Annotated in this window: 9 protein-coding genes; 6 read left to right on the forward strand and 3 right to left on the reverse strand. The window is 59.3% G+C overall.

Going from position 1 to position 12,775, the window contains the following annotated elements:
- Window positions 1-198 precede the first annotated feature (198 nt).
- Window positions 199-1,728 carry a DHA2 family efflux MFS transporter permease subunit gene (locus FBY01_RS22315; RefSeq protein ID WP_145309579.1) on the forward strand — a complete coding sequence of 510 codons (1,530 nt, stop codon included), beginning with the start codon at window positions 199-201 and terminating at the stop codon, window positions 1,726-1,728.
- Window positions 1,729-2,669: 941 nt separating this feature from the next.
- On the opposite strand, the gene lpxH is transcribed toward FBY01_RS22315, so the two are convergent.
- Together lpxH and FBY01_RS22345 are read right to left on the reverse strand one after the other, a co-directional pair.
- Window positions 2,670-3,422, reverse strand: coding sequence for a UDP-2,3-diacylglucosamine diphosphatase (gene lpxH, locus FBY01_RS22340; protein WP_077748731.1), 753 nt, complete (start codon window positions 3,420-3,422; stop codon window positions 2,670-2,672).
- Window positions 3,419-3,925, reverse strand: a complete 507-nt coding sequence (locus tag FBY01_RS22345; protein ID WP_145309581.1) for a peptidylprolyl isomerase — start codon at window positions 3,923-3,925, stop codon at window positions 3,419-3,421. The genes lpxH and FBY01_RS22345 overlap by 4 nt, the downstream gene beginning before the upstream one ends.
- A 260-nt stretch (window positions 3,926-4,185) precedes the next feature.
- Here FBY01_RS22345 and FBY01_RS22350 point away from each other — a divergent pair, with 260 nt between their 5' ends.
- Together FBY01_RS22350 and cysS are read left to right on the forward strand one after the other, a co-directional pair.
- The gene (locus FBY01_RS22350) at window positions 4,186-5,883 is read left to right on the forward strand and encodes a glutamine--tRNA ligase/YqeY domain fusion protein (RefSeq protein WP_010458817.1); all 1,698 of its coding nucleotides are present in this window, start codon (window positions 4,186-4,188) and stop codon (window positions 5,881-5,883) included.
- Window positions 5,884-5,898: 15 nt separating this feature from the next.
- The gene (cysS, locus tag FBY01_RS22355; RefSeq protein ID WP_145309583.1) at window positions 5,899-7,281 is read left to right on the forward strand and encodes a cysteine--tRNA ligase; all 1,383 of its coding nucleotides are present in this window, start codon (window positions 5,899-5,901) and stop codon (window positions 7,279-7,281) included.
- Between the two features lie 216 nt (window positions 7,282-7,497).
- Here cysS and FBY01_RS22360 read toward each other — a convergent pair whose 3' ends face one another.
- Entirely contained in the window at window positions 7,498-9,345 is a 1,848-nt protein-coding gene (locus FBY01_RS22360; protein ID WP_145309585.1) for a sigma-54-dependent Fis family transcriptional regulator, read from the reverse strand.
- A gap of 375 nt (window positions 9,346-9,720) precedes the next feature.
- Between FBY01_RS22360 and FBY01_RS22365 the strand changes: the two genes are divergently transcribed.
- From FBY01_RS22365 to FBY01_RS22375, 3 genes are read left to right on the forward strand one after another with little or no spacing between them, the layout of a single operon-like run.
- Window positions 9,721-10,815 (forward strand): ABC transporter ATP-binding protein, encoded by a 1,095-nt coding sequence (locus FBY01_RS22365; protein WP_010458822.1) that lies wholly within the window; start codon window positions 9,721-9,723, stop codon window positions 10,813-10,815.
- Complete coding sequence (locus tag FBY01_RS22370; RefSeq protein WP_010458823.1) at window positions 10,815-11,912, forward strand: ABC transporter ATP-binding protein; 1,098 nt, start codon at window positions 10,815-10,817, stop codon at window positions 11,910-11,912. Before FBY01_RS22365 ends, FBY01_RS22370 begins: the two co-directional genes overlap by 1 nt.
- A complete protein-coding gene (locus FBY01_RS22375) occupies window positions 11,909-12,775 on the forward strand; it encodes a carbohydrate ABC transporter permease (protein WP_010458824.1) in 867 nt (288 codons plus the stop codon). Before FBY01_RS22370 ends, FBY01_RS22375 begins: the two co-directional genes overlap by 4 nt.

Below are 12,775 nucleotides of genomic sequence, written 5' to 3' on the forward strand. Positions count from 1 at the left end.
CGCCCGCCCCTTTCCTCACCCTGTCCTACCACTCCACCCCCGGGGCCCCCACAAACCCCGCCCCCCTCTCACCCCCCCCGTGTGGGCGCTTGCTTTGGGGGGGGGGCCCCACCCCCCCCCCCCACAAAAGCTCGCTCCCACAAGGTCAGCGGCGCCCTTTGAAAGGCGCCGCGCCTGCCCAGCTTCAAGGGATTCACGATGAGCAATAACGCGTCTTTCACGCCGCCCAGCCTGCTGCTCAGCACCATCGGCCTGTCGCTGGCGACTTTCATGCAGGTGCTCGACACCACCATCGCCAACGTTGCGCTGCCGACGATTTCCGGCAACCTGGGCGTGAGTTCGGAGCAGGGCACCTGGGTGATCACTTCGTTTGCGGTGAGCAATGCGATTGCGCTGCCGCTGACCGGTTGGCTCAGCCGCCGGTTTGGTGAGGTGAAGCTATTTCTCTGGGCGACGATTCTGTTTGTGCTGGCCTCGTTTCTCTGCGGTATCTCGACCTCGATGCCCGAGCTGATTGGCTTCCGGGTGCTGCAAGGCCTGGTCGCCGGTCCGTTGTACCCGATGACCCAGACGCTGCTGATCGCGGTCTATCCGCCGGCCAGGCGCGGCATGGCCCTGGCATTGCTGGCGATGGTCACGGTGGTGGCGCCGATTGCCGGTCCGATCCTCGGCGGTTGGATTACCGACAGTTACAGCTGGCCGTGGATCTTCTTTATCAACGTGCCAATCGGCATTTTCGCGGTGATGGTGGTGCGCCAGCAGCTCAAAGCGCGTCCGGTGGAAACCAGCCGCCAGCCGATGGACTACGTCGGGCTGATCACCTTGATCATTGGCGTCGGGGCGTTGCAGGTGATCCTCGACAAGGGCAATGACCTCGATTGGTTCGAGTCGAACTTCATCCTCATCGGCGCGGCGATTTCAGTGGTCGCACTGGCGGTGTTCGTGATCTGGGAAATGACCGACAAGCACCCGGTGGTCAATCTGCGGCTGTTTGCGTATCGCAACTTCCGAATCGGCACCATCGTGCTGGTGTTGGGTTACGCAGGGTTCTTTGGCATCAACCTGATCCTGCCGCAATGGCTGCAAACCCAGATGGGTTACACGGCAACGTGGGCGGGGCTGGCGGTGGCGCCAATCGGGATTCTGCCGGTGTTGATGTCACCGTTTGTCGGCAAGTACGCGCACAAGTTCGACCTGCGGCTGCTGGCCGGACTGGCGTTCCTGGCGATTGGCCTGAGCTGTTTCATGCGCGCCGGGTTTACCAACGAAGTGGACTTCCAGCACATCGCGCTGGTGCAATTGTTCATGGGCATTGGCGTGGCGCTGTTCTTCATGCCGACGTTGAGCATTCTGATGTCCGACTTGCCACCGAGCCAGATCGCCGATGGCGCGGGCCTGGCAACGTTCCTGCGGACCTTGGGCGGCAGTTTTGCGGCGTCGCTGACCACGTGGATCTGGATTCGTCGGGCGGATCAGCATCATGCCTATATGAGCGAAAGCATCAGCACTTATGAGCCGGCGACCCGCGAGGCACTGAATGCCCTGGGCGGGCCGAGCAACCCGGCGTATGCGCAGTTGGATCATGTGCTGACCAGTCAGGCGTACATGCTCTCCACCGTGGATTACTTCACGTTGCTGGGTTGGGCATTCATGGCCTTGATCGTGATTGTGTGGCTGGCAAAACCGCCGTTTGCGGCGAAGGCGGGGCCGGCGGCCTCCGGCCACTAAGCCAAACACAAACCCTGTAGGAGCGAGCCTGCTCGCGATAGCGTCCCGTCAGTCAATAAAAGTGTTGAATGTGAATCCGCCATCGCGAGCAGGCTCACTCCCACAGGGTATTGTCGGCGACACAGAATTTGCGTCTCATGAAGATCAAAAAAGTGGGAGCGAGCCTGCTCGCGAAAGCGTCCTGTCAGTCAACATCTATCTCAACTGACGCACAGCCATCGCGAGCAGGCTCACTCCCACAGGGTATTGTCGGCGACACATAATTTGCGTCTCATGAAGATCAAAAATGTAGGAGCGAGCCTGCTCGCGAAAGCGGTGGGTCAGTCAATAAAAGTGTTGAATGTGAATCCGCCATCGCGAGCAGGCTCACTCCCACAGGGTATTGTCGGCGACACATAATTTGCGTCTCATGAAGATCAAAAATGTGGGAGTGAGCCTGCTCGCGATAGCGTCCTGTCAGTCAACATCTATCTCAACTGACACACCGCCATCGCGAGCAGGCTCGCTCCCACCGGGTATGGTCGGCGACACATAATTTGCGTCTCATGAAGATCAAAAATGTGGGAGCGAGCCTGCTCGCGAAAGCGTCCTGTCAGTCAACATCTATCTCAACTGACACACCGCCTTCGCGAGCAGGCTCGCTCCCACAGGGTATTGTCGGCGACACAGGATTTGCGTCTCATGAAGATCAAAAATGTGGGAGTGAGCCTGCTCGCGATAGCGGTTTGTCAGTCAACGTCTATCTCAACTGACACACCGCCTTCGCGAGCAGGCTCACTCCCACAGGGTATTTTCGGCGACACAGGATTTGCGTCTCATGAAGATCAAAAATGTGGGAGCGAGCCTGCTCGCGAAAGCATCCTGTCAGTCAACATCTATCTCAACTGACACACCGCCTTCGCGAGCAGGCTCGCTCCCACAATGGGGTCTGTGGTGGCCTTTTAGTTCGTGGGGGCTGCGAGTTGTGGCGGTGGGGCGAAGTCGAAGGGGGCGAGGGCAAACCCTTGCTCATCCACTTGCAACGCCCAGCCCTGACGGTCCCAATCCCCCAGCACAATGCGCTTGGCCGCTTGCTCGCCAATCTGCAACTTGTGAATGGCCGGGCGATGGGTGTGCCCATGGATCAAGGTTTTTACGCCAAATTCCTGCATGATCCGCGGCACTTCGTCCGGCGTGACATCGACGATGTCATTGGCCTTCATCCGCGTCTGGGCCCGGCTTTCGCTGCGCAGTTTGCGCGCCAGTTTATGGCGAGTGCGCAACGGCAGGTGCCGCAGGATGAACAGGGTGATCGGGTTGCGCAGGTAGCGACGCAGCTTCATATAAGCTTCGTCGCGGGTGCAGAGGCTGTCGCCGTGCATCAAGAGCACCGGTTCGCCGTTGAACTGCACGACACTCGGGTCCTTCAGCAACGTGCAGCCGGCCTGTTTGCAGAAGGCCTGGCCGAGCATGAAGTCGCGATTGCCGTGCATCAGAAATATGGCCGTGCCGCTGTCGCTAAGGGTGCGCAGGGCCTGGCAGATGGAACGCTGGAACGGCGTCATGGCATCGTCGCCAATCCACGCCTCGAAAAAGTCGCCCAGAATGTACAACGCACTCGCCGAGCGGGCGCGTCCGGCGAGCAAATCCAGAAACGCCCGGGTGATGTCCGGGCGCTCCTCTTCCAGATGCAAGTCTGAAATCAGCAGTATCACGCTTCGATGATCTCGGCTTTCTCGATGATCACGTCTTCTGCTGGCACGTCCTGGTGGCCGGATTTCATGGTGGTGGAAACACCTTTGATCTTGTCGACAACGTCGGTGCCTTCAACGACTTTGGCGAATACTGCGTAGCCCCAGCCCTGAGTGGTTTTGGCGCTGTGGTTCAGGAAGCTGTTGTCAGCCACGTTGATGAAGAACTGGGCGGATGCCGAATGCGGCTCCATGGTGCGGGCCATGGCGACGGTGTACTTGTCGTTCGGCAGGCCGTTGTCGGCTTCGTTCTGGATGCTTGGGCGCTTGTCTTTCTTTTCTTTCATGCCTGGCTCGAAACCGCCGCCCTGGATCATGAAGTTACCGATGACGCGGTGGAAAACGGTGTTTTCGTAGTGACCGGCTTTGACGTACTCGATGAAGTTGGCAACGGTCAGCGGTGCCTTTTCAGCGTTCAGTTCCAGGACGATGTCGCCATGGTTGGTGGTCAGTTTGACTTGGGTCATGATTACTACTCATTCAATGAATTCGTGGGTTTCGGGGCATTTAAGCCCTCAACCGGTCCGGCCAATGTCGGCCAAGGAGCGCAGTTTAGCGTGCCGGGCGCGAATTTCGAGGCTGTTTTTCATTTGCATCCGATTAAATGCACCCGTTTTCGGGCCTGCTCTGTCAGCGACTTGACGGCATCGGCTATGATAAGCCCCTTTGTTTTAACAGCCGCTTTGATTTGGCCAACTGGCCGCGCACTTGTACGTTCAAGGATCCTATGAGCAAGCCCACTGTCGACCCTACCTCGAATTCCAAGACCGGCCCTGCCGTGCCGGTCAATTTCCTGCGCCCGATCATCCAGGCGGACCTGGACTCGGGTAAGCACACGCAGATCGTCACCCGTTTCCCGCCTGAGCCCAACGGCTACCTGCACATCGGTCACGCCAAGTCGATTTGCGTGAACTTCGGCCTGGCCCAGGAATTTGGCGGCGTCACGCACCTGCGTTTCGACGACACCAACCCGGCCAAGGAAGACCAGGAATACATCGACGCGATCGAAAGCGACGTCAAATGGCTGGGCTTTGAATGGTCCGGCGAAGTGCGCTATGCCTCGCAGTATTTCGACCAGTTGCACGACTGGGCCGTCGAGCTGATCAAGGCCGGCAAGGCCTACGTTGATGACCTGAGCCCTGAACAGGCCAAGGAATACCGCGGCACCCTGACCGAACCGGGCAAGAACAGCCCGTTCCGTGATCGCTCCGTGGAAGAAAACCTCGACTGGTTCGCCCGCATGCGTGCCGGCGAATTCCCGGACGGCGCACGCGTGCTGCGGGCCAAGATCGACATGGCCTCGCCGAACATGAACCTGCGCGACCCGATCATGTACCGCATCCGTCACGCCCATCACCACCAGACCGGCGACAAGTGGTGCATCTACCCGAACTATGACTTCACCCATGGTCAGTCGGACGCCATCGAAGGCATCACTCACTCGATCTGCACCCTGGAGTTCGAAAGCCACCGTCCGCTGTACGAGTGGTTCCTCGAGAACCTGCCGGTTCCGGCAAAGCCGCGCCAGTACGAGTTCAGCCGTCTGAACCTGAACTACACCATCACCAGCAAGCGCAAACTCAAGCAACTGGTCGATGAAAAGCACGTCTTCGGTTGGGACGATCCGCGCATGTCCACGCTGTCGGGCTTCCGTCGTCGTGGCTACACGCCGAAATCGATCCGCAACTTCTGCGAAATGGTCGGCACCAACCGTTCCGACGGCGTGGTCGACTTCGGCATGCTCGAATTCAGCATCCGTGACGACCTCGACCACAGCGCCCCGCGCGCCATGTGCGTGTTGCGTCCGCTGAAAGTCGTGATCACCAACTACCCGGAAGGCCAGGTCGAGAACCTCGAACTGCCGTGCCACCCGAAAGAAGACATGGGCATGCGCGTTCTGCCGTTCGCCCGTGAGATCTACATCGACCGTGAAGACTTCATGGAAGAGCCGCCGAAAGGCTACAAGCGCCTGGAGCCGAACGGCGAAGTGCGTCTGCGCGGCAGCTACGTGATCCGCGCCGACGAAGCGATCAAGGACGCCGAGGGCAACATCGTCGAACTGCGTTGCTCCTACGACCCGGAAACATTGGGCAAGAACCCTGAAGGCCGCAAGGTCAAAGGCGTGGTGCACTGGGTGCCGGCCGCGGCCAGCGTCGAGTGCGAAGTGCGTCTGTACGATCGCCTGTTCCGCTCTGCGAACCCTGAGAAGGCCGAAGACAGCGCCAGTTTCCTGGACAACATCAACCCTGACTCGCTGCAAGTGCTCACCGGTTGTCGTGCTGAACCCTCGCTGGGCAATGCACAGCCGGAAGACCGTTTCCAGTTCGAGCGCGAAGGTTACTTCTGCGCGGATATCAAGGACTCGAAACCAGGTGCTCCGGTATTCAACCGTACCGTGACCTTGCGTGATTCGTGGGGCCAGTGATTCAAGGAAACTAAAGTGCTTACGATCTACAACACGCTCACCAAGAGCAAAGAAGTCTTCAAGCCGCTGGATGGCAACAATGTGCGCATGTACGTCTGCGGGATGACCGTGTACGACTACTGCCACATTGGCCATGGCCGCAGCATGGTCGCGTTCGACCTGGTGACCCGCTGGTTGCGGTTCAGCGGTTATAACCTGACGTACGTGCGCAACATCACCGACATTGAAGACAAGATCATCAATCGGGCCAAGGAGAACGGCGAACCGTTCGACGTGCTGACCGAACGCATGATCACCGCGATGCATGAGGACGAGGCGCGGCTCAATATCCTCAAGCCGGACATGGAGCCGCGGGCCACCGATCACATCGCTGGCATGCAGACCATGATCCAGACCCTGATCGACAAGGGTTACGCCTACGCACCGGGCAACGGCGACGTGTACTACCGCGTCGCCAAGTTCTTGGGCTACGGCAAGCTGTCGCGCAAGAAAATCGAAGACTTGCGCATCGGCGCGCGGATCGAAGTCGACGAGTCCAAGCAGGACCCGCTGGACTTCGTGCTGTGGAAAGGCGCCAAGCCGGGCGAGCCGAGCTGGCCTTCGCCGTGGGGCGACGGGCGTCCGGGCTGGCACATTGAGTGCTCGGTGATGTCGACCTGCTGCCTCGGCGAGACCTTCGACATTCATGGCGGCGGTAGCGACCTCGAGTTCCCGCACCACGAAAACGAAATCGCCCAGAGCGAAGCGGCCACCGGCAAGACCTACGCCAACGCGTGGATGCATTGCGGCATGATTCGCATCAATGGCGAGAAGATGTCCAAGTCCTTGAACAACTTCTTCACCATTCGCGACGTGCTGGAAAAGTACCACCCGGAAGTCGTGCGTTACCTGCTGGTGTCGAGCCACTACCGCAGCGCGATCAACTATTCGGAAGACAACCTCAAGGACGCCAAGGGCGCCCTCGAGCGTTTCTACCATGCGTTGAAAGGCCTGCCGAGCGTGGCGCCGGCTGGCGGCGAAGCCTTCGTCGAGCGTTTCACCCAGGTGATGAACGACGACTTCGGCACGCCGGAAGCCTGCGCGGTGCTGTTCGAGATGGTTCGCGAGATCAACCGTCTGCGCGAGAGCGATCTCAATGCGGCGGCAGGTTTGGCGGCGCGCTTGAAGGAACTGGCCAGCGTGCTGGGCGTGCTGCAGCTTGAGGCCGATGACTTCTTGCAGGCCGGCGCTGAAGGGCGCGTGGATGCGGCTGAGGTTGATGCGCTGATTCAGGCGCGTTTGACTGCCCGTGCCAACAAGGACTGGGCTGAGTCCGACCGTATCCGCGACCAGTTGACCGCGATGGGCGTGGTGCTGGAAGACGGGAAGGGCGGCACGACCTGGCGGTTGGCTGACTGACTGCTTCGAATGCCGCAAAACAAAACCCGCCTTGTGCGGGTTTTTGTTTTTAGGCAGTCCGCGAGGTTATGTGGTGTTTGATCTGGCGCCTTCGCGGGCAAGCCTCGTTCCTACAAGGTCGCGTCGTACACAATATTGTCGAACGACGCGACCTTGTAGGAACGAGGCTTGCCCGCGAAGGGTCTCCAGCCGGCCCCAGCCACGAGTGCTCACTCGTCAATCAGCCTGGCGCAACCGCTTGTAAAGAGTATTGCGGCTAACGCCAAGACGCCGGGCAAGGTGCGAAATATTCCCCCCAGCCGCCTGCAACAACCGGTTCAAATCCTCGGCATCATTCAAATCCACCGCCAGCGGTTCCGGCGAATCCACCGGCTCCATCTCCAGATCGACAAAAAAATCATCCGGCAAATGCTCCGGCCGCACCGGTTGTTCTTCGGCCATGGCCAGCGCCACCTGCATGACGCTGCTGACCTGCCTTAAATTCCCCGGCCACGGATGACGGCCGAACAACTCCATCACCTCACGGCTCAACCCGGCCCACTGCGATGGCTCGCGATGCTGTTCCCACAAGCGCTTGAACAGCGCCTGTTTGTCTGTGCGTTCCCGTAACGGCGGCAATTCCAGGGTCAAACCGCCGATTCGGTAATAAAGGTCCTCGCGAAACCGCCCGAGCTGCACTTGCTCGCGCAACGAACGGTTGGTCGCGGAAATGATGCGGATGTCCACCGGGAACAACTCGCTGCTGCCCACCGGTTGCACGCACCGTTCCTGCAAGACCCTTAGAAGGCGAGCTTGTGTCGGCAATGGCATGTCACCGATTTCGTCAAGGAACAGGGTGCCTTTGTCGGCCTTGCGGATCAGTCCGATGCTGCCTTTCTGATTGGCGCCGGTGAATGCGCCTTTCTCGTAGCCAAACAGCTCGGACTCCACCAGTTCGGCGGGGATCGCTGCACAGTTGACGGCAATGAACGGTTGTTTGCTTCGCGAACTGGCCTGATGCAGCGCTTTGACGAAGACCTCCTTGCCGACCCCGGTTTCACCGTGGATCAATAGCGGAATATCTTTTTCCAGCAAGCGCTCGGCCTGGCGCACGGCTTTTTCCACGCGACTGTCGCCGAAATGCAAGGTGCTGAGGCTGATTGTGGCGGGCACGGTCGCGGCCGGTTCCGCGCTCTTGGCCTCAGAAAACAGTCGAGCCTGAATCGACACCTGTTTCGGCCGCTTCAACAGGCATTGAAAACGGTTGCGCCCGGAGGCTTGCAACGCAAAAGGCAGGCCTTCCGGCTGGTTCAGCAATTCCAGCAACGACACCTTGAACAGGCTCTCGACACTGACCCGGGACAGGCTGATCCCCAGCAGATTGTCAGCCCGGCGGTTAGCCGACAGCACCTGGCCGGTTTCATCGAAGATCAACAATCCGGCCCATTGGCTGTCGAGGTTGTTCAGCCCGGTGTTGAACGTCAGTTGAAAATGCTGGCCGTGAAAGAGGTTGAGGATCAGCCGGTTTTCCACGGTCTGGCTCATCATCTTGACCATGCCGAGGGTGTGGGACGGCGGTAGATAGCTGTCGCTGGACACGTCCAGCACCGCGATCACCTTGCGCTCGGCATCGAAAATCGGCGCGGCGGAACCGGTCATGAAGCGGTTGGCTTTCAGGAAGTGTTCATCGTGTTCGATATGCACGGCCTGCTCGCAGGCGAGGGCGGTGCCGATGGCGTTGGTGCCGCTGCAACGCTCCATCCAGCTGGCCCCGGCGCTAAAGCCGCGGGTCAGGCTCGGCTCGATGAAGCGCTGGGTGCCCCAGGACGTCAGCACCTGGCCCTGATTGTCGGCGAGCATGATCAGGCAGTTGGAATTGCTCAGGATGTTTTCGTAATACGGCAGGACTTCCTGGTGCGTGGTCTGCACCAGCGAATGCTGGCTTTCCAGCAACTGGGCAATGCCATCGGCAGGCAACTGATCGAACGCCGGTGCGCTTTGATGATTGAGGCCGAACGCGCGGCAACGGGACCAGGAGTCCTGGATGATGGTGTCGTGGGACAAAACGGGGGCAGGTGCGGCCATGACAGTCAGCCTCTGAATAACGCTTTTATTGTTGTTATAGGTATTCCCTTGTGGGAGCGAGCCTGCTCGCGATAGCGGTGGGTCAGTCAATACTGATGTCGACTGATCCACCGCTATCGTGAGCAGGCTCGCTCCCACAGGTTTTTGCTCGCGGGAAGGCAAAAAGCATCCGTAGAGTGTTGTTCACTATTGTTCATTGTCAACGGCTGGATTGTTCAATTGTTCAGTCGCCGTTGTTCATTTCTGTTCAGCAACGAACGTTGATTTGCCATCACTTCAAACATTTTCAAAGCAGATCAATAGCTTGCATTTTCTGGCATGAAACTCGCTCTACAGCCTGGGTCGCTTGACTCCAAATAATAAAAAGGCCGAGCCATGTCATTAACCCTGGAGCACGTCAGCCGTACCGTCGAGGGCCAGACCTGGATCGACGATGCGTGCCTGAGTTTCGAACCCGGATCCTTCAACGTTTTGCTCGGGCGCACGCTGTCCGGCAAGACCAGTCTGATGCGCCTGATGGCGGGCCTGGACAAGCCCGACAGCGGCCGGATCCTGATGAACGGTGTCGATGTCACACAACGCCCGGTGCGTTTGCGCAACGTGTCGATGGTCTATCAGCAGTTCATCAACTACCCGACCATGACCGTCTTCGACAACATCGCTTCGCCATTGCGCCAGGGCGGTGTCTCCAACGAGTTGATCCAGAGCAAAGTGCTGGAAACCGCGAAGATGCTGCGCATCGAGAAATTCCTCAAGCGCTATCCGCTGGAGCTTTCTGGCGGCCAACAGCAGCGCACCGCGATGGCCCGGGCGTTGGTCAAGGATGCCGAGCTGATTCTGTTCGACGAGCCGCTGGTGAACCTCGACTACAAACTGCGTGAAGAACTGCGCCAGGAAATGCGCGAGCTGTTCAAGGCCCGGCACACCATTGCGATTTATGCCACCACCGAACCCAACGAAGCGCTGGCATTGGGTGGCACCACCACCATTCTTCACGAAGGCCGGGTGGTCCAGAGCGGTAAATCCTCCGAGGTCTATCACCAGCCAAAAACCGTGCTGGCTGCCGAATTGTTCTCCGAGCCGCCGATCAACCTGATGCCGGGACGGATTGCCGGTAACGAAGTGAGCTTCGCCAATTTTGTGCACTTCCCGTTGAACGTCGATTTGCGCCCGGTGGGCGAGGGCGAGTTCCGTTTTGGCGTGCGCCCAAGCCATATCTCACTGGTGCCGAGCAACGACGATGACCTCGAACTCGCGGTGACCGTCGAGGTCGCCGAGATCAGCGGCTCAGAAACCTTCCTGCACGTGCGCAACGAGCATTTCCTGCTGGTGCTGCACTTGCCCGGCGTCCACGAATACGACGTCGATGCGCCGATCCGCATCTATATCCCGACCCATAAACTGTTTGTATTCGATGCGCAGGGGCGGCTGGTCCAGGCGCCCGGTCGCCGCATCGCGAGGGTTGCCTGATGGCCGAAATCCGTTTGCAGAACCTCGCCCACAGCTACACCAGCACGCCGACCGGCCCCGAGGATTACGCGATCCGCGAGATGGACCACGTCTGGGAACAGGGCGGTGCTTATGCCTTGCTCGGGCCTTCGGGCTGCGGCAAGTCGACGCTGCTCAACATCATTTCCGGGTTGCTCAGCCCGTCCCAGGGCCAAGTGCTGTTCGACAGCAAAGTGGTCAACGACCTGACTCCCGAGAAGCGCAACATCGCCCAGGTTTTCCAGTTTCCGGTGGTCTACGACACCATGACGGTGTTCGACAACCTGGCCTTCCCCCTGCGCAATCAGGGCATGGCCGAGGCGAAAATTCACAGCAAGGTGCAGGAAATTGCCGAGGTCCTTGACCTTCAGGCGCTGCTGAGCAAAAAGGCGCGCAACCTCACCGCCGACGAAAAACAGAAAGTCTCGATGGGCCGTGGACTGGTCCGCGACGACGTTTCGGCCATCCTCTTTGATGAACCGCTGACGGTGATTGACCCGCACCTGAAGTGGAAACTGCGGCGCAAGCTCAAGCAGATCCACGAGCAGTTCAACATCACCATGGTCTACGTCACCCACGATCAACTCGAAGCGTCGACCTTCGCCGACAAGATCGCGGTGATGTACGGCGGCCAGATCGTGCAGTTCGGCACCCCGCGGGAATTGTTCGAGCGGCCGACCCACACCTTTGTCGGCTATTTCATTGGCAGCCCGGGGATGAACCTGATCGAGGTGCAGCCACAACCGGGCGGCGTCGGTTTTGCTTCGACGCATCTGCCTTTATCCGACGCACAACAGAAACGTATCGCCGAGTCCGAGTGGAAAACCCTGAAGGTCGGCATCCGTCCGGAGTTCGTGCATGTGTGGGACGAGCCGTTCGATGACGCGATGCAGGCACAAGTCGTACACGTCGAAGACCTCGGCACCTACAAGATCATGACCCTGAACCTCGACGGTGCGCCGTTGAAAGTGCGCCTGGCCGAAGACAAACCGGTACCGGAGGGCACGGCCTGGATCAGCTTCCCGGCGCAGTGGTTGATGGTCTATGCGGACGATTTCCTTCTGGAGGTGCAGCCATGAACAAGGTGCAGAACAACAAGGCCTGGTGGCTGGTCCTGCCGGTGTTTCTGCTGGTGGCGTTCAGTGCGGTGATCCCGATGATGACCGTGGTCAACTACTCGGTGCAGGACATCTTCGACCAGTCCAGCCGCTACTTCGTCGGTGCCGACTGGTACAAACAGGTGCTGCTCGACCCACGGCTGCACGACTCGCTGCTGCGCCAGTTCATCTATTCCGGCTGCGTGCTGCTGATCGAAATCCCGCTGGGCATCGCCATCGCCCTGACCATGCCGACCAAGGGCCGCTGGTCATCGCTGGTGCTGATCATTCTGGCGATTCCGCTCCTGATCCCGTGGAACGTGGTCGGCACCATCTGGCAGATTTTCGGTCGTGCGGACATCGGTCTGCTCGGTGCCAGCCTCAAGGCCATGGGCATCAACTACAACTATGCGGCCAATACCATGGACGCCTGGGTCACGGTGCTGGTGATGGACGTCTGGCACTGGACGTCACTGGTGGCGCTGTTGTGCTTTTCCGGTTTGCGGGCCATTCCGGACGTCTACTACCAGGCGGCGCGGATTGATCGGGCCTCGGCCTGGGCAGTTTTCCGACACATCCAGTTGCCCAAACTCAAGAGCGTGCTGTTGATCGCCGTGATGCTGCGGTTCATGGACAGTTTCATGATCTACACCGAGCCCTTCGTCCTCACGGGCGGTGGTCCGGGGAATGCCACGACCTTCCTGAGTCAGACGTTGACCCAGATGGCCGTAGGGCAATTCGACCTCGGTCCGGCGGCGGCTTTCTCGCTGGTGTATTTCCTGATCATTCTGTTGGTGTCCTGGCTGTTCTACACCGCCATGACTCACTCTGACGCCAACCGCTGA

Origin of the sequence: Pseudomonas sp. SJZ077, assembly GCF_007993905.1 — a bacterium.
Classification (GTDB): Bacteria; Pseudomonadota; Gammaproteobacteria; order Pseudomonadales; family Pseudomonadaceae; genus Aquipseudomonas; species Aquipseudomonas mandelii.